The organism is Cellvibrio sp. BR, assembly GCF_000263355.1.
Taxonomy (GTDB): domain Bacteria; phylum Pseudomonadota; class Gammaproteobacteria; order Pseudomonadales; family Cellvibrionaceae; genus Cellvibrio.
Genome location: NZ_JH668205.1, coordinates 12,305 through 33,417, shown reverse-complemented (window position 1 = coordinate 33,417; position 21,113 = coordinate 12,305). Strand labels below are relative to the sequence as shown.

Below are 21,113 nucleotides of genomic sequence, written 5' to 3'. Positions count from 1 at the left end.
GGCACGCGAAACCTTTGTCATTACGACAAAGGTCTCGTTCACAGTTGCTATGCAACTGCCTGTGGCGCCGGAGCTACTGGCTCGTGATGACGACATCCACAGCGGGAACTACTCCCCTTCGGTAGGTGAATTCTTTAGTAACACACCGGCGCTGTCAACTTGCTTCGGTTTTTTTAGTTTTCTTTACGGTTTTTGCTGCTGTTTCTGCGGCGGCAGGTTCTGCTGCTTTGGTTTTGGGGGCTTTGGGTTTGCTGACTTTTGCTGGTGCTGCAGCTTGACGGGCTTTAACAATTGAAAGGTATTTGATCCAGGCTTGTTCAATGGGGCTTTTGGGGACGCTTTGATTGGCAACAACTTTGAGGATATGCAGATCGTCGGTGGTGGGGTCGGACACCTCTTCCTGGGTTATCGCATTGATAAGTGCGCCGTGTTTGCGCACCAGGCGCGCTTGAATGTCAGATAATCCGCCCTTTTCAAATCCTTCGGGGAAATTCACTGCATCCTGAAAGGTTTGTTTCAGATAATGTTCGCGTGGCAGCATAGGTTATCTCCATTATTAGTATGTGCACTTTGGTGGCAAAGCTGTTGTCAGTGGTGCATCTTTTTTTGGGATGACCGGCTGTAATCAGTTATTGCCCCATAAGTCCGTTCGTGTGGCGCCGGACTCTTGTTCCGGTGAAAAGTTGCTGCCGAAGATAATCTGTTTTTATTGCAGTGTATAGAGTCAGTCGGGTGCTTTGTGTGCAATACGAGAAGCGTTTGAACAAACGACGGGCATAAAAAAACCGGCCTTAGCCGGTTTTTTTATGCATTAAGTCAAAACAAATAATTAGGCAGCAGCCAATGCTTTGATTTTTGCATTCAAGCGGCTCTTATGACGAGCAGCTTTGTTTTTGTGGATCAGACCTTTATCGGCGATACGGTCGATCACGGCAACTGCTGATACATAAGCGGCGGTAGCTGCTTCTTTATCACCAGTTTGGATAGCGCTCAGCACTTTCTTGAGGTAAGTACGCCCCATAGAGCGCATGCTTGCGTTGTGCTTGCGAGCTTTTTCATTTTGACGCGCGCGTTTTTTGGCTTGGGGTGAGTTTGCCACCTTAGTGCTCCTATATATAAATTCTGGATAAAACTATCGAAAAAGGGTCTAAATTCAAGGACGCGACATTATGCCGTGTTCGGTCGGTTTGTCAACCAAACATATGGTTTTTTGTTCAAACTCCTGCGCCTATTGTGGTGCGTTGGTGGTGCAAGTAGTCATCAAGGGTGTTGAGCCGCTCGGGGGTTCCTACGTCGCTCCAGTGACCATTGTACACTTCGCCAGTCAATTGCCCTGCGTTTATCGCGTGACGAAATACTTCAACCAGAGGGAATTTCTGCCGCTTGAGCGGGTAGTCATCGATGAGCGAAGGGTGAAGCAGGCTTATACCACCAAACGTAAAGCGATGCGGCGCGTTTTTTTCCGGGTCATCAAGCAGCTTGCCCTTATCGGCGAGCGCAAAGTCACCATGCGGATGAAAATCCGGGTTGGGCACTAATAGCAGGTGGCCTTTATTGTCGTTGCACGCGAGGGCACGCCCGACAAAATCGCTCAATTCAATATCACACCACACATCACCGTTGACCAGTAGAAAAGGTTCCCTACCCAATAGCTGACTGGCGTGCACTATGGCGCCGCCGGTTTCCAGTGGTTCGGGTTCGGCTGAGTAGTGAATGTTCAGGCCAAATCCACTGCCATCCCCCAGGTGATGGCGGATTTTGTCGCCCAGATAGGCGAGGTTGATGATGACCTCGCGAATACCTGCGCGTTGCAGGTTGAGTAGGTGATATTCGATCAGCGGTTTTCCGCCTGCCCGCAGGAGCGGTTTGGGGGTGTGGTCGGTGAGTGGGCGCATACGATTGCCAAGGCCTGCCGCAAGAATCATGGCTTTCATGTGCGGTCTCCTGCAGTTTGGTAGTCGCGATACCAGTCTTGAGTGGTTGCAATGGGCAAAAGTGTGGTTTTAAACCAATCGGCAAAAGGGCGGAGTTCAGTATAGGCTTCAGCTACCTCCAAGGTGTAGCGAATGACTAGTGGTAGATCCTGTAAATAGCCAGCTTTGCCGTCGCGCAGATTCAGTCGCGCAAATATACCCAGTACCTTGATGTGACGCTGCAGGCCTAGCCAGTCAAACCAGCGCATAAATTCCGCTTCGCTGATGTGTTGATTGATGAGTCCACGGGCAATCGCTTGTTGGCGATAATCCAGTGCCCAGGTTGTTACTTTGTGTGTTGGCCAGCGCAGATAACAATCGCGCAAGAGCGACACCAGATCGTAGGTAATGCCACCCCAGAGTGCGCCTTGGAAATCTATTACCCCCAATTCGCCATCGTTGCAGAGGATCAGGTTGCGCGAGTGGTAATCGCGGTGCACAAAGCTCTGCGGTTGGTTAAGGGCGATAGCTTCCAGTTGGTTAAACGTGTTATCCAGCAGTGCGAGCTCTTCGGGTGTCAGTGAGTAATCCAGCAGTTGGCCGACAAACCACTCGCTGAAAATCTCCAGTTCGCGCCGCAACAGGGCCCGGTCATAGCGTGGAATCAGTAAGGGATCATCAGTGCTTTGTTGCAATTTGAGCAGGTTTTGCATTGCCAGTTGGTAGAGCGCATCTGCATTTTGGGAATCAACAATCTTGAAGAGCAGTTGATCGCCAAAATCTTCCACCAACAAAAAACCTTGGTTTGTATCGGTAGCAATAATGCGCGGGCTGCGTACGGCTTGCTGGGCAATAAACATTGCTATGGCGATAAACTGATTGCTGTCTTCCGTGGTGGGTGGGGCATCCACGGCAAGAAGGGTTGGGCCTTGATTGAAACGAAAGTAGCGACGAAATCCTGCATCGCTACCGAGGCTGCGCAGTTCGACGGAGGTATTGTTGTCTGCAATTTGTTCAGCTACCCACTCTGCCAGCGCACGGGTGCGGGAATCTTGTTGCAAATTGGCTGTCTGTGGCGAGTCAGTCTTTATATTGTGTGATGACATGTAGTATCCGCATTGGATAAATGTGAGCGAGCCTCTCCCTAGGGGGGCTTGGAATTGACTGAATTCTACCCCACTCGAGTGATTTCCCCCAATTCATTCCCTGTACAGCGGCTTTACAGTAGAATCGCTGCAATTTTTTAGGTGACAGAAAGCAGTGTCACGTATATGAGACCGCGGTTAATGGCTCCAACCCAGAATTACCCCACACAGAAATTGCACAGTCCCTTCTCCCGCTCCCGCTTGGCACTCCTTGTGGCGGCGCAGTGTGCTGGTGCTCTCCTGTCCTTGGCGCCTTTAGCCTATGCACAGGATGAGGTGGCAGTTGTTGATGCAGCAGCTGTAAAGCCAGACCCCAATCAGCAGTTACGCGAATTGGATTGGGTGCCGCTGGAAGAGTTGACGGCGGAGCAGCGAGCACTGATCCCTGCTGCCTGCTGTGGTGCTTATATAGCTCCCGCACGCGATGATGCAGAGTCAGAGCTTGATCCTGAGAAGGCCAGTATTTTTGGTACGGCAGATTATTCTGAATCCGAAAAGCAGACCAAATTTATCATGCGCGACAATGTTCGCCTGACTCAAGGGCGTCGCTCTTTTTATGCAGATACATTTACCTTTGACAAGGTGAGCCGGGAGGCCGAGCTGGATGGCAACATTCAGGTGCGCGAACCGGGTTTGCTGTTGCGTGCGGATAGCGCTTATGTCGATACGCAAAGCGGCAATGCCCGTCTCGATAATGCGCGTTTTGTAATGTATGAAACGCGAGTGCGTGGGCGAGCTGAAAGCTTGGAGAAGTTTGGCGATAAAATTATCAGCCTGGATCAGGGAACCTTCACCAGTTGTGAACCGGGCGACAATACCTGGTTGATTGAAGGGTCCAATATTACCCTTCACAACGATAAGCATTATGGCACCGCCCGCCATATGCGATTGAAAGTCAAAGATATCCCCATTGCCTACGCCCCGTATTTTCGCTTCCCGATTGGTCCAGATCGTCTTACCGGGTTTCTGTTTCCGTCTGTCGGCTTTGATACCAGTGATGGGATTGATGAGTTCTCTGCCCCTTTTTATTGGAATATTGCCCCCAACTACGACGCCACATTTACGCCTCGTTACCTGGCAGATCACGGCTACATGCTGTTGAGCGAATTCCGTCACAAGTCGGTGTATTTTGATACTGAATTGAGCGGCAGCTCCCTGGGCAATGATCGTGGTGGATTCAGCGAGCGCTTACAGGATCAAATTGAGGCGGGTGAAATCAGTGAGGCGCAAGCCTACCCTTACAAAGGAAAGGATCGCTGGCAATACAGCCTGGTTCAGACCGGCGGGCGCAATCAGCGCTGGTCAACGCTCGTTGATTACACTGAAGTGAGTGACACAGATTACCTGCGCGATGTCGATCGGGGATCGGTCGATCTCAATCGCCAGGCCTACATTCGCCAGAGTGCTGCCGCAGGTTATCGTACCGATAATTGGCGCTTGGACGGCAAAATCGAGGAATTCCGGCTCCTGACTGATCGTCAGTTGCCCTATCGCGAGCTGCCGCGCTTGTCGGCGGATGGTAACTACCGCTTTGACGACTGGGTTGTTGGGTTGGAAAACGAGTATGTTAACTTCTCAATGAACCGTTATTTCAGTGATGATCCTGCCAATGCGTCGAAGCTGGGGGATTTGATTGTCGGTGAGCGTCTGCGTACCAACTACAGCATTCATTGGGATAAAAAATACACTGCCGGTTATATCAAGCCTGGCGCAGGGGTGAAAACGCTGGCTTATCACCTGGATGCTGGCAATATGCGCGCTGATGCCGAGACTGAGCAGCAATTTGCCGCCCCTCAAGGCTCCCTCGATATGGGGTTGTTTTTTGAGCGCGACACCAATCTCTTTGCAGAAGACTTTACCCAAACGCTTGAACCTCGCGCCTACTATCTCTACCGCGACTACGAAGACCAGTCTTCGCTTTATCGTTTGACCTCTGATACGAGTTACGTGAACTTCGATACCTCGGATATAGTGTTTACCTACAACCAGCTGTTTCGCGACACCCGCTTCTCCGGTGGTGATCGTATTGATGATGCAAATCACCTTACGCTGGGGGTGACCAGTCGTTTTGTAGAATCTACTACCGGGGTAGAGCGGCTGCGCATGAGTGTTGGTCAAATCACCTATTTTGATGATCGCCGTGTGGGAATACTCGATAAACCGGATGACTATGCGAATACCCGTACCAGCTCTGCTATTGCGGGTGAGCTAAGCGCGCAGCTTGGCGATCACTTTCGTTTGACCAATGATGTGCTCTACGATCATCAAAGTGAAAAACTCAGCGCACTCAGCAGCAGTTTGCATTACATGGATGATCGCTATCGGATTTTTAACCTTGGCTATCGTTACAATCGCGATCCAGTATCCCTGAGTCCACTCGATACCAGCTCATCTATTGGTAAAACCCGCAATCAATTGGATGTCACCACTCTGTGGCCGGTCAGCAACCAATGGGCGGTTATTGCCCGTACCAACTACGATTTTACGTACAATGCGGAACTCGACACCTTTGCCGGGCTCGAATATACCGATTGCTGTTATCGGGTTCGCATTCTGGCGCGCCAGTGGGTGGATTTTGATTTCAGCGAAAACTTTATGGAAAACCTCAAGAGCAATGACTATGACCGCGGCATCTTCTTTGAAGTGCAGTTGCGTGGTTTTGGCACCTTGAGTCAGCGTATTAGTAACCTGCTCGACAATGCCATGTACGGCTACGGCGAGCGTGAAGCATCTTTACAATAAAACAGTGATTGAATTATGAGTAAGCGTCAAAACCCTCTGGGCTGGAAAGTAGTACTGGGTGGCCTCTTATTGATTGGCAGCCAGCTCGGCATGGCACAAAACGGTGCCGTATCACTGGATCGTGTGGTAGCAATTGTCGATAAAGATGTTGTGCTGGAAAGTGAATTGAATGCCCGCAAAGTGTCAATCATGGAGCGGCTGCGTGGCCAGTATCAACAGCTACCGCCGGAAGATGTGCTCAATAAACAAATTCTGGAGCAGTTGATTATTGAGCGCATTGAGCTAGGCATGGCCGAGCGCTATGAGATCACCATTGAAGAATCTGAAATCGATCAGGCGATTGGCCGTGTGCTGCAAAAAAACCAGATCACATTGGCGCAACTGGAGGCCGATTTACAGCGTCAGGGTTTGAATCTGGATGGTTTGCGCAAGCAGATGCGCAATGAGTTGACCATCAATAATTTGCAGCAGGGTGTTGTTAATAGCCGCATTAAAATCACCGAGCAGGATATCAATAACTTCCTGGCCTCCAGTGATGGGAAATATGCCACCTCGCCCGACTATCATATAGGCCACATTTTGATTGCGGTATCGAGCAGCGCCGATGCCGAAGCTATTGCGGAAGCGGAAAAACAAGCTAACGATATCTACCAGAAACTGTTGAATGGCAGTGACTTTGCACAAATGGCAATCAGTTTCTCCAATGATCAGGCCGCCTTGCAAGGTGGTGATATCGGTTGGCGCAAACTCGCGCAGTTGCCGGAGTTGTTTGGCAATCAAATGCTTGGTTTGGCTGAAGGACAGGTGTCCAAACCATTCCGCAGTGGTGCAGGTTTTCATATCCTGAAAAATATTGAGCAGCGTGGTGGTGGCGAGCAGTTGGTTGAACAGACCCATGCGCGCCACATTCTGGTTAAAACCTCTGAAATTATGGATGACTCCCAGGCGCGCCAGAAATTGTTGGATTTGAAAGCGCGCATTGAAAAAGGCGAAGACTTTGCTGTGCTTGCACGTGAAAACTCAGAAGACACAGGTTCGATGTTAAGTGGTGGGGATCTCGGCTGGTCCATGCCCGGGATGTTTGTAGCAGAGTTTGAAGAGGCTATGAAAAATACGCCAATCAACGGCATCAGCCGCCCCTTCAAGAGCCAATTTGGTTGGCACATACTGCAAGTATTGGAGCGCCGCAAAGAAGATATGAGCGATAAGATGAAGCGCAACCAGGCTGCAAACGTTTTGCGTGCGCGTCGTTTTGATGAAGAGTTCCAGCTTTGGTTGACCCAAATTCGCGAAGAGGCTTACGTCGAAATCAAGCTCTAAGCGAGTGCACCGCCTGAGCGGTGCATCGGCAATAAGCGCGGCTAAAAATGGAATTGCACACTGCAATTTTGTTTTTGGCCGCTGTGCTTTTTGAGCAATGATTTTTTGTTGTGCATTATTTTTCACCCAACTTCTTCAGGCACTGATATCTATGACCAGCTGTTTTCGTATCGCACTTACTCCCGGTGAACCGGCGGGCATAGGCCCGGATTTGGTAATTGCTCTCGCGCAGGAACCGCAGGATTATGAAATTGTAGCTATTGCCGATCCCCAGCTGCTGCAAGCGCGTGCGGCTCAATTAGGTATGCCGCTGCGGTTGCGTATTATCGATCTGCAGGATGCCCCACGGCCAAGTGTTGCCGGGGAGCTGGCAGTATTGCCAATCGCTCTGGCGGAGCCCGCTGAGCCCGGCAAGCTGAAGGTGTGCAATGCCCCCTATATTTTGCAAACACTGGATGCGGCGATTAACGGTTGTCTCGCCGGGGATTTTGCCGCGCTGGTAACCGGCCCGGTGCAAAAAAGTGTGATCAATGAAGCGGGTATTCCATTCAGTGGTCACACTGAATATCTCGCCGATAAAACCCATACCGCGAAAGTCGTCATGATGTTGGCAACTGAGGGGTTGCGTGTGGCACTGGCAACAACCCATTTGCCGCTCAAAGATGTTGCTGCTGCAATTACCCGTGATGAACTCACACAGGTGACGGAAATTCTGCAGCGCGATTTACAGTTGCAATTTGGCATAGCGCAGCCGCGCATTTTGGTTTGCGGTTTAAACCCCCATGCGGGGGAGGGCGGTCATTTGGGGCGCGAAGAAATTGAGGTGATTGAACCGGTGCTGGAGCAACTGCGCTCGCGCGGCATGAATCTGATTGGCCCGCTGCCCGCCGACACTTTATTTACGCCCAAATATTTGGACAAGGCCGACGCGGTGCTGGCCATGTATCACGATCAAGGGTTGCCCGTATTGAAATATAAAGGTTTTGGTCAGGCGGTGAATGTCACGCTCGGCCTGCCGATCATTCGCACCTCAGTCGATCACGGCACCGCGTTGGATCTGGCCGGCACTGGCAAAGCTGATTTAGGCAGCTTGCGCACCGCGCTGGCTTACGCCATGGCAATGGTACAAGCAAAAACACGCGCTAATTTATTGGAACAAATTTCATGAGCAAAAATGTTATTCAGGAATCCCAACACAAAGCGCGCAAACGTTTTGGTCAAAACTTTTTGATTGATCACGGTATTATTCGCGACATAGTTCGTTCAGTGCATCCGCAAAAAACAGATCAAATTGTCGAAATCGGCCCGGGTAAAGGTGCGATTACCCAATTGCTTGCTGATAGCTGCGACAACCTCAGTGTGATTGAACTGGATCGCGATTTGGTTCCCTGGTTAAAAGTAAAGTTTGAGCATCATCCCAACTTTAAATTGTTTCAGGCCGATGCGCTGCAGTTTGATTTTAATCAGTTAATTAAAAACGAACAGCCTCTGCGCATTGTGGGCAACTTGCCCTATAACATTTCCACGCCATTAATTTTTCACCTGCTGACTTACGCCAATAAAGTGCAAGACATGCACTTTATGCTGCAAAAAGAAGTCGTAAAACGGATGGCTGCACAACCGGGCGATGGCGCCTATGGCCGTTTGGGAATTATGGTGCAATATTATTGTGCGGTAGAAGATTTATTTGATGTGCCGCCTACCTCGTTTGACCCAGCGCCAAAAGTGGATTCGGCGATCGTGCGCCTTACTCCTTATGCACAATTACCCTATGTTGCAAACAATATAAAAAGTTTGGAAACATTGGTGAACGTCGCATTCCAGCAGCGCCGTAAAACTTTGCGCAATTCACTTAAACAATTATTAAGCGCTGAGCAAATGGAGTCGCTACCGGTTGATCTTGGCCTGCGTCCAGAGGAAATCAGCTTGCCCGAATATGTGGCGATGAGCAATTTACTGGGCGAGCTTTCGTTAAATTCTGCGGTCATCAGCAGTGGTGATAAATAAAATGTGTGCGATCCAGGTATCAGTAAAAACAACTTATATTAATGCCCAGTCGGAGCCCTTGGCGCATCGTTACGTCTACGCTTATACCATCACCATCGCCAATCAAGGCGATGTGCCTGCGCAGTTAATTAGTCGCCATTGGCTAATTACCGATGCAAATGACAAGCGGCAAGAAGTGCAAGGCATAGGTGTGGTGGGGGAGCAGCCGCATATTAAACCCGGTGACAGCTATACTTACACCAGTGGTGTTATTCTTGAAACCGAAACGGGTATTATGCAGGGGAGTTATCAAATGCGCGCTGAAGACGGCTCGCTGTTCGATGCTGACATTCCCGCTTTTGCCCTTGTGCCTCCCCATGCGATTCACTGATAAATAAATTTATGGCTACCTATGCAATTGGCGATATTCAAGGTTGCCTTGAACCGCTGCAATGTCTGTTAAAAAAGATTAATTTTAATCCCGCTAAAGATAAATTGTGGCTTGCTGGTGATGTAATTAATCGCGGGCCAGACTCACTGGCGACATTGCGTTTGTTATACAAATTGCGCGACTCCATTACGTTGGTATTGGGTAATCACGATTTACATTTTATTGCGGTCTACTACGGCCTGCGGAAAGCAGGTAAAAACGATACGCTCGAACCGCTGTTACTCGCACCTGATCGCGCCGATTTAATTTATTGGTTGCGCCAACAAAAGTTAGTGCATCACGATGCACAATTAAATTTCACCATGGTTCACGCAGGTATACCACCGCAATGGTCATTGGACGATGCGCTGGCGCGCGCGCGCGAAGTGGAAACTGTGTTACAGAGTAATTCGCCTGAACTGCTTTTGGAAAATATGTATGGTAACTCCCCGGCGCGCTGGAGTGATGAGCTGCAAGGCGCCGAACGGTTACGTGTCATTACCAACTATTTTACCCGTATGCGCTTTTGCTCTGCACAAGGTGAGCTTGAGTTGGAAACTAAAGAAAGTGCCGATGCAGCGCCAACCGGTTTTGCCCCCTGGTTTTCTCTCTCCGGGCGTAAAATGCGCAACCATAAAATTATTTTTGGACATTGGGCTGCGCTTGAAGGGCAAGCAAATACCAAAAATATTTACGCCTTGGATACCGGCTGTGTGTGGGGCGGGGAGTTAACGGCTTTGCGCTTGGAAGATGAAGTATTATTTTCCTGTAATTGCTTGGCGTAGATGTATATTTTTTGTCCGTTATAAAAAATATATGAATTTATCCCGCTCTGTAAAAAGTTGTTCCATTCAGTTTTGATTCAATTTTCTATCGCTAGTATGAAACCGTGCATCAATGCAGATGCCGTTGTAATTCTTCGAGGATAGATTATGAAAATTAAATTGCTTCCCGCTATTATCGCTGCTGCTGGTTTTTTAAGCGCCCCCTTTGCACTTGCTGCAACCTATCAAAGTGAATTGTCTGCTGCATATGACGATGTTGATTATGAGGATTCAGATGCAGACGGTCGTGTTATTGGGATCGAAGGAAAATATTATTTTGCACCGGTAGATACTTCTAATCATCCGCTTGCCGAAGCAGCATTTATCGAAAAATCAAGCAATGTGTATGCTCAGCTTGCTACTGAAGAAGTTAAGTTTGCAGGTCAAAAAGCTGATTTTTATGGGCGTTTAATTGGTGTTGATTTTTACATCCCTAATTCTCTGTTTTTCCTCGGTGCCGGAGTACAAGAATTTAAATCCAAAGTGCCCGCTGTTGTAGGTCAATCATCTGATTGGGAATCAAATTGGTTTATAAAAGCGGGTGTCGCGCCTGTCACCGGTTTATTGGTGTGGTCTGAATTTGTTGAAGATGTTGATGTGTCGGAAGAGTGGAATATTAACGGTAAGTATGTGTTGCCGCTTTCGGGTGAGCAGGCATTAAATGTAGAGGCCAGTTACGAAAAATCCAAACTGGGTTTCACTGACGATACTATCACTATGGCTGCAGATTATTACATAGATCGCAACCTGAGTATCGGCACCGGATTTGTTAATACCTCTTACACTGCGGTGAGTGGCGCAGAGACGGATTACTTTGTGCGTGCGCGTAATTTCTTCGCCGACAAGGCTAGCCTGGAGCTCAGCTATGTGGATGGTGAAGTCGAGAATAGTTTAATGGTCGGCGGAACCATTCGTTTCTAGTGTTCTCTTTTAGTGAGGGTTGCTAGTAGCATTCGCTTTCTTAGTCGTCTGTTACACCAAAAGCCAGTTCAGTTTTGAACTGGCTTTTTTGTTATATAAATACATTTTTTAAATGCATTTTTTGTTTTTATCTTTACCCTTGCGTTTTAAGTCGATGGGTTTATAGTTAATCCGTCGGGTAGTGTTTTGTTCTCAGCATTTTTTCAGCTTAGAGTTAGGTTTACCCGCGTGGTCGTGGAATTAAGGTGTCCGGTTGTTAGTTCTGGTACGTCCTGTGTTCTGGCTGTGTCGTTAGAGCCTTCGGTTAGCAGTCGCTTCCGTCAGTCTCTGCCCCCGTTTTTGCCAGTTGGCTTTTCTGTTGTCAGGTCGCGCCTGTTTTGGGATAAGAACACCTGATTCCTCTGTTGAGTCGAAACTCAACGCCTGAAAAAGTAATAGCTATTGTTCGTGGCCCGTCTGCGAAACCAGTATTTCCGGCATTTATAAGCTGGACGCTATTGCTCAAACATTATTTCTTAGTCGCCTGTAATAAAAACGATAACCCATGGGATAAAGGAGTTGTGCAGTGAAATATTGTTTATCCAGTCTGCGCTATTTTTACATGCACTCTGCTCGCTATGCCTTGGCCATTTTTTTATTGGCTTGCATTAACCCTCTGTTGGCAGAGGATGCAAAATACAACATGACACGCGGTGTTACCGACATCAGTGGTCAGGTTTACGATTTGCACATGATCATTTTTTATATTTGTTGTGCCATCGCAGCCATAGTGTTTGGGTTGATGTTTTGGTCCATTTTGCATCATCGCAAAGCCAAGGGCGCCACTCCCGCGCAATTCCATGGCAGCTTAAAAATCGAAATTATTTGGACCGCCATACCGGTAGTAATTTTGGTGGCTATGGCGATCCCGGCGAGCAAAACGTTAATCGCTATGGAGGATACCTCCGAAGCCGATATCACCGTATTGATCACCGGCTCACAATGGAAATGGCACTACAAATATCTCGATTACCCTATAGAGTTTTATTCCCTGCTCGCGACACCGCGCGACGCTATTAATAATCAAGCCGAAAAAACCGATCTTTATCTGCGCGATGTGGATAAGCCCTTGGTGTTGCCAACCGGCAAAAAAATTCGTTTTCTGGTTACTGCGGATGACGTAATTCACTCCTGGTGGGTGCCTGCATTTGCCGTGAAAAAAGATGCCAACCCCGGGTTTATCAACGAGACATGGACCAAGGTGGATAAGCCAGGCATTTATCGCGGGCAGTGTGCAGAGTTGTGCGGAAAAGACCACGCGTTTATGCCCGTTGTTGTTGATGTGCGCAGCCCGGAGGATTTTGATCTGTGGGTGGCGCAGGAGTTGGAGCGTCAGGCACAAGAAAAGGCCGCAGAGGCAGCGCGCGGAAATATGACAATGGATGAGCTAATGGCACAAGGGCAAAAAATCTATGAAACCCATTGTGCCGCTTGTCATCAAATTTCCGGTGAAGGTTTGCCCGGTGTCATTCCCGCACTCAAAGGTAGTGTGATGGCAACAACCGATATTCCCGCACATATTCAAATTGTCGTGAACGGTAAAGCCGGTACCGCCATGCAAGCTTATGGTAAGCAATTAACCAATAGCGAATTGGCGGCGGTTATTACTTACGAGCGCAATGCGTGGGGTAATAATACCGGTGAGTTGGTGCAAGCTGCCGATGTCGCCGCAGTTAAGGGAGGAGAATAATAATGAGCACCGAAAATAGCAGCGCATTGGGTAGTGAATTAGATCATCACCAGAGCGATGATCATCATGCGCATGACCACAAGCCACACGGCATCACCCGCTGGTTGTTTACGACTAACCATAAAGATATTGGCACGCTTTATTTGTTGTTCTCGCTGCTAATGCTGTTTACCGGCGGCATTTTGGCAATGATGATTCGCGCCGAATTATTTCAACCGGGTTTGCAATTTGTTGATCCACATTTTTTTAACCAGCTCACCACAGTACATGGTTTGGTGATGGTGTTTGGTGCAGTTATGCCTGCATTTGTTGGTTTGGCGAATTGGATGATTCCACTGATGATTGGCGCGCCCGATATGGCGTTGCCGCGTATGAATAACTGGAGTTTCTGGATCTTACCTTTTGCCTTTACGATTTTACTTTCTACCTTTTTTATGGAGGGCGGCGCACCGGCAGCGGGCTGGACTTTTTACGCACCACTCTCCACTACTTACAGTAGCGATAGCACCGCATTTTTTGTGTTTTCAGTTCACCTGATGGGGATATCTTCCATCATGGGAGCGATGAATGTGATAGTCACCATTTTTAATATGCGCGCACCAGGCATGAAGTGGATGAAATTGCCGCTGTTTGTATGGACTTGGTTAATCACCGCATTTTTATTAATTGCTGTGATGCCGGTACTGGCGGGTGTGGTCACCATGGTGCTTACCGATAAATATTTTGGCACCAGTTTTTTTGATGCGGCGGGCGGCGGTGACCCGGTTATGTTTCAGCATATTTTTTGGTTCTTTGGGCACCCGGAAGTTTACATCATGATTCTACCCGCCTTCGGGATTGTCTCCAGCATTATTCCAACCTTCGCGCGTAAACCCTTGTTTGGTTATGAATCCATGGTGATTGCCACCGCAAGTATTGCGTTCTTGTCGTTTATTGTGTGGGCGCATCATATGTTTACGACTGGCATGCCGGTAGCGGCTGAATTATTTTTTATGTACGCGACCATGCTGATTGCAGTTCCAACCGGCGTGAAAGTATTTAATTGGGTAGCCACTATGTGGCGCGGCTCAATGACGTTTGAAGTGCCGATGATGTTTGCCTTGGCATTTATTGTGTTATTCACCATTGGCGGTTTATCCGGCTTGATGCTCGCGATAGTGCCCGCCGATTTTCAATACCACGATACCTATTTTGTGGTGGCACATTTTCATTATGTGCTGGTGACGGGCGCTGTGTTTGGCATTATCTCCGGTGTTTATTACTGGATACCCAAGTGGACGGGAGTAATGTACAGCGAAAAAATTGGCCAGTTTCATTTTTGGTGTTCAATTGTTTCCGTCAACATGTTGTTCTTCCCCATGCATTTTGTCGGCTTGGCGGGAATGCCCCGGCGCATTCCTGATTATGCGTTGCAGTTTGCAGATATGAATGCGTTTATCAGCATTGGTGGATTATTGTTTGGTTTGTCACAGCTTATTTTTGTGTGGATGGTGGTTCGCTGCATGCGCAGAAAAGGTAAAAAGGCAAGCAGCCAAGTATGGGAAGGTGCTCAGGGGTTGGAATGGGAAATTCCGTCGCCAGCGCCTTATCACACGTTTCAAACACCACCTCATGTGAAATAACAGGTTGTGAATGGTTGATTGTTTGGCCTAATTGGTTTTCACACAGAGTCCGGAGGGCGCATGGTTTCGCACAGAACATTAATGCGCAAATTAATACTTATTTGTATTGCGATGTTTGCCTTCGGTTATGCCTTGGTTCCGCTCTACGATGTGTTTTGCGAAATTACCGGTATTAATGGCAAAACCAGCAATCAACCTGCAACTACCAGAGCCAAGGTTGATGAGTCGCGTGCGATTAAAGTGGAATTTTTGGCTAATCGCGATAGTTCTATTCCCTGGGGTTTCTCGCCGGAAATGGCGGATATAAGCCTTCACCCCGGGCAGATAAAAGTAGTGAATTTTATTGTGGAAAATCCAACCGATGAAGCAATGGTAGGGCGCGCCGTGCCATCAGTCTCGCCCGGTGAGGCCGCCAAATACTTTATAAAAATTGAATGCTTTTGTTTTACCGAGCAACCATTGGATGCTCATGAGCGCAGAGCTATGCCGGTTCAGTTTTATATAGATCCAAAACTACCTGCGCATTTTACCACCATCACTCTCTCGTATCGTTTATACAAAAATACACCACAGGTAGTCGGGCGGTAGTTTGCTTGTGCGATTGGAGGAATCACTATGCGTGTAGATCATCAGCGTTACTATGTTCCCGAGCAAAGTATTTGGCCGATAGTGGGGGCTGTGTCGTTATTTTTTATTGGTATTGGTGCCGCGCTATTGGTGAATGACCTGGCCAAAGACCAGCACGGCGCCGGAGGCTATGTGTTAGCCATTGGTTTTGCACTCTTGTGTTATATGTTATTTGGCTGGTTTAAAAATGTGATCAGTGAATCCATGGAAGGGCTTTATAGTTCGCAAATGGATCGCTCATTTCGCCAGGGCATGAGCTGGTTTATTTTTTCGGAAGTGATGTTTTTTGCGGCGTTTTTTGGTGCGCTTTTTTACGCCCGAATGATTGCGGTGCCTTGGTTGGATGGGGCAAGTAATAATGTGATGACGGGCGAAATTCTCTGGCCGAATTTTGAGGCAATGTGGCCGCTGACAAAAACCCCAGGCGGTATAGAAACCCAGCCTATGCCGTGGGAGGGAATTCCACTGTACAACACACTTATTTTGTTGGCGTCTTCAATCACACTGCAATTTGCGCATATAGGCATAGAGAAAAATAAACATGCCCAGTTGGGTTTTTTTATGATGTTAACCATAGTGCTGGGCGCAGTATTTTTATATTTGCAGGGTTATGAGTATATGCATGCCTATAGCGACTTGGGCTTACGGCTAGATTCTGGTGTTTATGGCAATACCTTCTTCCTGCTGACAGGTTTTCATGGGCTGCATGTGACCTTGGGAACGGTGTTTTTATTAGTTATTTTTTTACGAATTTTGATTAAAGGACATTTTACTCCAGAGCGGCACTTCGGTTTTCAGGCAGCTGCCTGGTACTGGCACTTTGTGGACGTGGTATGGCTTAACTTATTTATTTTTGTGTATGTACTGTAACTAACCACAACCTTGCTGGTTCGTTTACAAGCTTGTGGTTAGGTTTGGATATCGGTTAGTAAGGGCGTGGATTAGGTGTAATAACACCAGTCAGTAAGAGGATGATGAGTAGTAAAACAACGGCGGCAGAAAAAAATAAGCGACGACCTAAAAACTTGGACATTTGCGGAGCTTTGTCGTCATTTTTAATCATCACAAATAGTGCCTGAAACAAGCTAAACACAACCAATGCCAGTAAACAGATTAAGACTATTTTTATAAACATAATAAATCCCTTGCAGGAGTGGAGGTATGACAATTATAGCGTTCAATCGCTATTGGGTTATGCGGTGGCATTGGGTATTCATCTGTTTGCTCGCCACTGCCTTTCTTATGTCATTGTCGTTTTGGCAATTGTCGCGCGCCACGGAAAAAAAACAAACTCTGGCGCGCATTGCGCAATGGCAAGCGGCCGGAGCACTGACTTCACAGCAGCTATTAGCACTTGGCGATCAGGATCTGGACGGTGTGCACGTCAAATTCGCTGCCCGTTGGGTCTCCCCCATTATCTGGTTGTTGGACAATCAATTAGTCGATGGCCGCATCGGTTACGATGTGGTGATTCCGGTTGAAGAAATTCCTGCTGACTTATCAAACTCCGCATCTACCAACTTAGTTCCTCCGGTGTTGATTAATCTTGGATGGGTTGCTGCGGTTGGTGGGCGCGAGCAGTTACCGGATGTTGCGATTCCAGCGCAATTAATGGTTGATGGAGTTTTTCGTACCGCCCCTCAAGGGTTATTGTTAGGAACTAATATTGAAGATAAGGGGCACTGGCCAATGCGCATTCAGCAATTGGATGCATTAAGCCTTGCTCCCTATCTGCCGTCATTAACTACCTTGGGTGTGATTTTTCAGCAACAACAATCGCCCTACCGCGTGCATTATCAACCCGTGATATTACCACCCGAACGCCATAGAGCTTATGCATTGCAGTGGGCGCTGTTGGCAGTAGCAGTCATTGTGATTGCGCTGAGTGCAAGTGCAAAAAAGGAGTTGATTCATGACCAGTCGTAAATTTTTTAGTTTATTTCTACTTTGCGCCTTGGTGCCATTACTTGCGGCCAAAGTCAGCCTGGCATTTGGATGGTTTAGTCACGACTCGGTGAATAAAGGTTATTGGCTGGAGCGTGAAATTGAATTGTTACCCAACGCCGAGGTGAATACTCCCGCGTGGCGTTTGGTTTATGTGGCACCAGAGTCCTGTGGAAAAGATTGCGAGCAAGCGTTATTCACAATGCAGCAGCTTTATACTGGCCTTGGACGTAAACAATTGAATATTCAACCGCTGGTGATTGCGGCAGAAAGTCCGAATTCACTCCACAAATTTTCATCCCTTTCGTGGTCGGAAAAAAATACTCTTGCCGAATCTTTGCAAAATCAAATCGTGATCGTGAATCGTGACGGACTTGCTCTTTTGCGCTATCCGGTGAATGCCGATCCTGAGCAAATGCAGAATATCGCCAAAGATGTCCGCACCGATCTATTGCGTTTAATGAATTATGACCGGAGCGGAACATGAAATATTTTTCTACTTTAGTCAGTTTTACGCTGGTACTAACGTTGGTTGTCATCGCGCTAGGTGCTTATACACGCTTAACCGATGCCGGACTTGGTTGTCCGGATTGGCCGGGCTGTTATGGGAAATATCATGCGCCAGTGCTGGATCATCACATTGCCGATGCGCAAGAAAAATTTCCGCACTTGGAAGTAGATCCTTACAAGGCGCGCAATGAAATGCTGCACCGTTATATTGCTGGTTTATTGGGCCTGGCAGTGTTGGCCATTTTTATTGCCAGTCATTACATTAAACGCTATCGCCGTTTGGCATCGGCTCTTTTGTTGCTAGTAATTTTTCAAGCAGCCTTGGGAATGTGGACAGTAACGCTCAATCTGTTACCGCTAATTGTATTAGCGCATTTGTTGGGCGGGTTCACACTGCTGTGTTTGTTGGCATTATTGCGCGCAGAAATAGCATGGGATCGAGCACAAAACTCAACCCCTAAGAATAATAACGTCGCTGAACCGGCTTTGTCGCGCTTGGCCGGTTTTGGTTTTGTGGTGTTGTTGGTATTAATCGCGCAAATTGCATTGGGCGGATGGACTTCTACCAATTACGCGGCTGCAGTTTGCAACCAACTGCCTTTTTGTGAAGCGGGTTGGCAGGAGCGCTTTTCTCTGGCACAAGTTTTTCATTTGCCGCTAGGGCATGAAACTTATGAATATGGTGTTTTACCTTACGAAGCGCGCATGAGTATTCATGTGTCGCATCGCGTGGGTGCGATTGTTACGCTCCTGGTGTTCTGTGCTTTTTTATACGCCTGTTGGCGCCGTGCCCAATCCCACGTAATGCGCAAGATGGTAATCGCAATGAGTTTATTGTTATTACTGCAATTGACCTTGGGCTTAATCAATATTATTGCCTTGGTGCCGCTGTGGAATGCAGTTGCACATAATGTGGTTGCAGCTAATCTGTTAATGATGCTGGTAGTTTTTTTACGACAAATTGCTTTGCGTAGGGATGTTATTTTCCCTGCGTCAGTAATGCCAGCACAAACAGAAATTTCGTCGCCAAGGCATAGTGTTGTTCGTTCTGTTGTGAATGAAAATAAATTTTCACAAACACCAAATAAAATTTAGATAGGGATCATTCAAACTAAGGGGGAGAAATAACATGGCCATAACAAAAAGTGTATCGCCCGGTGTGAGTTGGCGCGCAGAAATAAGTAGCTATGGTCGTGCTTATTATCAGTTAACCAAACCCAAAGTCGTTGCACTCTTGGTGCTGACGGCGGTGGTCGGCATGATGTTGGCAAGCCCGGGAGTGCCAGACTTCTTGCTTATTGCCACGGCTAGCGTGGGTATTGCATTGGTGTCCGGCGCGGCGGCGGCATTTAATCATGTGCTAGATCAAAAAATTGATGCACAAATGGCGCGCACTCACATGCGGCCTTTGCCTAAAGGTCGGCTGACAAGTAATCAAGCTGTGATTTTTGCCTGTTTGTTAGCCGTTGCCGGATTCTTATTGTTGATGCTGGCCGTAAATGCACTCACTGCCTATTTAACGCTGCTTGGCTTATTTGGTTATGCCGTGGTGTATACCATGCTATTAAAGCGCGCCACACCGCAAAATATTGTAATTGGCGGTGTGGCGGGTGCACTACCTCCGGTGTTGGGTTGGACGGCTGTCACCGGCAGCGTCAGCAGCGAAGCGCTATTGTTAATGATGATTGTATTCGCTTGGACACCACCACATTTTTGGGCGCTGGCAATTCACCGCGTCAATGATTATGCCAAAGCCAATATTCCCATGTTGCCTGTTACGCACGGCATTGAATTTACCAAAACGCTTATTTTGCTTTACACCTTGTTGCTTATGGCCGTGTGCTGGCTCCCTTATTTAATTGGCATGGCTGGAGTCGTGTATTTGTGCGCAAGCCTTTATTTAAATATTGTTTTTATTCGCCATGCCTGGCGGTTGAAATTCAAGCCTGATGCAAATAGTGCTATGGCAACATTCCGTTTTTCTATTGTGCATTTAATGCTGCTGTTTTTAGCACTGTTGGTGGATCATTATGTTATTGCATTTTTTGCCGGTTAATACAATATTTAAACCAATCCCAATTATGGTGATCTTATTTTTCAGCGCACTGTTGTGTCCTGGCGTAGCGATTGCCCAGGCTGAACTTACTGTGCAAAACCCATGGGTTAAATTGGCACCGCCGGCCGCCTCCGTGAATGCGGCTTATATGAATCTTCGCAATGATTCGCCGGAGGAAAAAATAATTGTGGCAGTCAGTGCAGATTGCTGCACGCAAGTGATGATGCACCAAACGCGGCGCGAGGGCGACAAAGTGTATATGGATCATCACGACAGGCTGATAATTCCTGCACAATCGGAGCTTCAGTTGGCGCCCGGTGGTTTACATTTAATGTTGTTGGGTGCAAACGCTCCGTTGACCCTAAACGACAAGGTAAATATTCATTTTGATTTTGCTGATGGAACACAACACAGCGTCAGTATTCCGGTGAAAAAGGCTGCAGATGATTAGTGTGAATGCCACCCGCAAACTTCATCATTATTGGCTCTATGCAATGGTTATTGTGGTGAGCCTAACGCTTGGCATTTTTGTGGGGGCTCGCCAGCTGTCGCCCGAACCGGTTTATAACAACGCACAGTTATTGCCAGCACCGAAAATGCTGCCGGAATTCAATTTGACCAATCATTATGGTGAAGCAATCCGTTCAAGTCTTTGGCGAGGTCGCTGGTCGCTGGTCTTTTTTGGCTTTACCTCTTGCCCCGATATTTGCCCGCTGGAATTACAAAAGCTGGGAAAATTGTTGCGAGTGATGCAGGGAAATACCGGATTACAAGTGGTTTTTATCAGTGTTGACCCCGAGCGTGATACTCCCACTAAGCTGCGCGACTACGTCGGTTTTTTTCACCCGGACATTGTGGCACTCCAGGGAAGCAACAGTGAGCTTGCCCGAACTGCACAATTTTTTGGTGCTGCGTATGATCGCTCGGTGATTATTGACAGTAAATTATTAAGGGTGCCTGCGGGAATAGATATGCCTGATGGCAGTGGCGATGTGTATCAAGTAAATCATTCTACACGCATTTTTATCGTCAACCCTGAGGGCGCTTACAGTGGCAGTTTTATGCCGCCGTTCGATGTCGAACAACTTGAGGCCGACCTCAACCTGATGATGACACACTAAATTCTGTTGTTTGTCGTTTCGGTATAGGCAGCAAAGTACTTAGCAATAAATTGCTTAGAGAGAGAACTTGTAGGGCTAGATGAAGCAGTTATCTACTGCTGAATTTTTAACAGTATTTGATCTAGCGGGGTGGAGGAGGCCATTTCAATCACGCTATATACTGAATCTGTAAGACGAATGCATTTATTTTTCGCCCTACCAGAAACGCGTCGAACAATTTAGT

22 protein-coding genes are annotated in these 21,113 nt (G+C 47.7%); 17 read left to right on the top strand and 5 right to left on the bottom strand.

From position 1 onward, the window contains the following. Positions 1-154 precede the first annotated feature (154 nt). From maoP to O59_RS17275, 4 genes are all read right to left on the bottom strand, one after another. Positions 155-541 (bottom strand): DUF413 domain-containing protein, encoded by a 387-nt coding sequence (gene maoP / locus O59_RS17290; RefSeq protein ID WP_007644932.1) that lies wholly within the window; start codon positions 539-541, stop codon positions 155-157. Between the two features lie 288 nt (positions 542-829). Next, positions 830-1,099 carry a 30S ribosomal protein S20 gene (rpsT, locus tag O59_RS17285; protein WP_007644930.1) on the bottom strand — a complete coding sequence of 90 codons (270 nt, stop codon included), beginning with the start codon at positions 1,097-1,099 and terminating at the stop codon, positions 830-832. Positions 1,100-1,214: 115 nt separating this feature from the next. Beyond that, a complete protein-coding gene (gene murU, locus O59_RS17280; RefSeq protein WP_007644928.1) occupies positions 1,215-1,934 on the bottom strand; it encodes an N-acetylmuramate alpha-1-phosphate uridylyltransferase MurU in 720 nt (239 codons plus the stop codon). Next, on the bottom strand, positions 1,931-3,019 hold the full coding sequence (locus O59_RS17275) for an aminoglycoside phosphotransferase family protein (protein WP_007644926.1): 1,089 nt from the start codon (positions 3,017-3,019) through the stop codon (positions 1,931-1,933). The genes murU and O59_RS17275 overlap by 4 nt, the downstream gene beginning before the upstream one ends. Before the next feature lie 180 nt (positions 3,020-3,199). Between O59_RS17275 and O59_RS17270 the strand changes: the two genes are divergently transcribed. From O59_RS17270 to O59_RS17220, 11 genes are all read left to right on the top strand, one after another. Next, positions 3,200-5,800, top strand: coding sequence for an LPS-assembly protein LptD (locus O59_RS17270; protein WP_081489730.1), 2,601 nt, complete (start codon positions 3,200-3,202; stop codon positions 5,798-5,800). A 15-nt stretch (positions 5,801-5,815) separates the two neighbouring features. Then, positions 5,816-7,120: a peptidylprolyl isomerase gene (locus O59_RS17265; protein WP_007644922.1), complete on the top strand. Its 1,305-nt coding sequence runs from the start codon at positions 5,816-5,818 to the stop codon at positions 7,118-7,120. 151 nt (positions 7,121-7,271) lie between these two features. After that, entirely contained in the window at positions 7,272-8,288 is a 1,017-nt protein-coding gene (gene pdxA / locus O59_RS17260; protein ID WP_040393310.1) for a 4-hydroxythreonine-4-phosphate dehydrogenase PdxA, read from the top strand. Continuing rightward, positions 8,285-9,127, top strand: coding sequence for a 16S rRNA (adenine(1518)-N(6)/adenine(1519)-N(6))-dimethyltransferase RsmA (gene rsmA / locus O59_RS17255; RefSeq protein WP_007644919.1), 843 nt, complete (start codon positions 8,285-8,287; stop codon positions 9,125-9,127). Before pdxA ends, rsmA begins: the two co-directional genes overlap by 4 nt. 1 nt (position 9,128) lies before the next feature. Further along, the gene (gene apaG / locus O59_RS17250; RefSeq protein ID WP_007644917.1) at positions 9,129-9,497 is read left to right on the top strand and encodes a Co2+/Mg2+ efflux protein ApaG; all 369 of its coding nucleotides are present in this window, start codon (positions 9,129-9,131) and stop codon (positions 9,495-9,497) included. An 11-nt stretch (positions 9,498-9,508) separates the two neighbouring features. Then, positions 9,509-10,321, top strand: a complete 813-nt coding sequence (locus tag O59_RS17245; protein ID WP_007644915.1) for a symmetrical bis(5'-nucleosyl)-tetraphosphatase — start codon at positions 9,509-9,511, stop codon at positions 10,319-10,321. Between the two features lie 147 nt (positions 10,322-10,468). Then, entirely contained in the window at positions 10,469-11,281 is an 813-nt protein-coding gene (locus O59_RS17240) for a putative porin (protein WP_007644912.1), read from the top strand. A gap of 565 nt (positions 11,282-11,846) precedes the next feature. After that, positions 11,847-13,010 carry a cytochrome c oxidase subunit II gene (coxB, locus tag O59_RS17235; protein ID WP_007644910.1) on the top strand — a complete coding sequence of 388 codons (1,164 nt, stop codon included), beginning with the start codon at positions 11,847-11,849 and terminating at the stop codon, positions 13,008-13,010. A 2-nt stretch (positions 13,011-13,012) separates the two neighbouring features. Continuing rightward, on the top strand, positions 13,013-14,632 hold the full coding sequence (gene ctaD, locus O59_RS17230) for a cytochrome c oxidase subunit I (protein WP_007644908.1): 1,620 nt from the start codon (positions 13,013-13,015) through the stop codon (positions 14,630-14,632). Positions 14,633-14,692: 60 nt separating this feature from the next. Then, positions 14,693-15,220 carry a cytochrome c oxidase assembly protein gene (locus tag O59_RS17225; protein ID WP_040393305.1) on the top strand — a complete coding sequence of 176 codons (528 nt, stop codon included), beginning with the start codon at positions 14,693-14,695 and terminating at the stop codon, positions 15,218-15,220. Between the two features lie 27 nt (positions 15,221-15,247). Continuing rightward, on the top strand, positions 15,248-16,129 hold the full coding sequence (locus O59_RS17220; protein ID WP_007644904.1) for a cytochrome c oxidase subunit 3: 882 nt from the start codon (positions 15,248-15,250) through the stop codon (positions 16,127-16,129). 55 nt (positions 16,130-16,184) lie between these two features. Here the strand turns inward: O59_RS17220 and O59_RS17215 are convergent, their stop codons facing one another. After that, positions 16,185-16,394: a DUF2909 domain-containing protein gene (locus tag O59_RS17215; protein WP_007644892.1), complete on the bottom strand. Its 210-nt coding sequence runs from the start codon at positions 16,392-16,394 to the stop codon at positions 16,185-16,187. Positions 16,395-16,420: 26 nt separating this feature from the next. Between O59_RS17215 and O59_RS17210 the strand changes: the two genes are divergently transcribed. From O59_RS17210 to O59_RS17185, 6 genes are read left to right on the top strand one after another with little or no spacing between them, the layout of a single operon-like run. Beyond that, positions 16,421-17,185, top strand: a complete 765-nt coding sequence (locus tag O59_RS17210; RefSeq protein ID WP_040393303.1) for an SURF1 family protein — start codon at positions 16,421-16,423, stop codon at positions 17,183-17,185. Then, complete coding sequence (locus tag O59_RS17205) at positions 17,172-17,690, top strand: hypothetical protein (protein ID WP_007644888.1); 519 nt, start codon at positions 17,172-17,174, stop codon at positions 17,688-17,690. The genes O59_RS17210 and O59_RS17205 overlap by 14 nt, the downstream gene beginning before the upstream one ends. Then, positions 17,687-18,808: a heme A synthase gene (locus O59_RS17200; protein ID WP_007644886.1), complete on the top strand. Its 1,122-nt coding sequence runs from the start codon at positions 17,687-17,689 to the stop codon at positions 18,806-18,808. The genes O59_RS17205 and O59_RS17200 overlap by 4 nt, the downstream gene beginning before the upstream one ends. Positions 18,809-18,842: 34 nt before the next feature. Beyond that, positions 18,843-19,769: a heme o synthase gene (gene cyoE / locus O59_RS17195; protein WP_007644884.1), complete on the top strand. Its 927-nt coding sequence runs from the start codon at positions 18,843-18,845 to the stop codon at positions 19,767-19,769. After that, the gene (locus tag O59_RS17190; RefSeq protein WP_040393301.1) at positions 19,744-20,220 is read left to right on the top strand and encodes a copper chaperone PCu(A)C; all 477 of its coding nucleotides are present in this window, start codon (positions 19,744-19,746) and stop codon (positions 20,218-20,220) included. Before cyoE ends, O59_RS17190 begins: the two co-directional genes overlap by 26 nt. Beyond that, a complete protein-coding gene (locus tag O59_RS17185; RefSeq protein WP_007644880.1) occupies positions 20,213-20,890 on the top strand; it encodes an SCO family protein in 678 nt (225 codons plus the stop codon). Before O59_RS17190 ends, O59_RS17185 begins: the two co-directional genes overlap by 8 nt. The last annotated feature ends 223 nt before the right edge of the window (positions 20,891-21,113 follow it).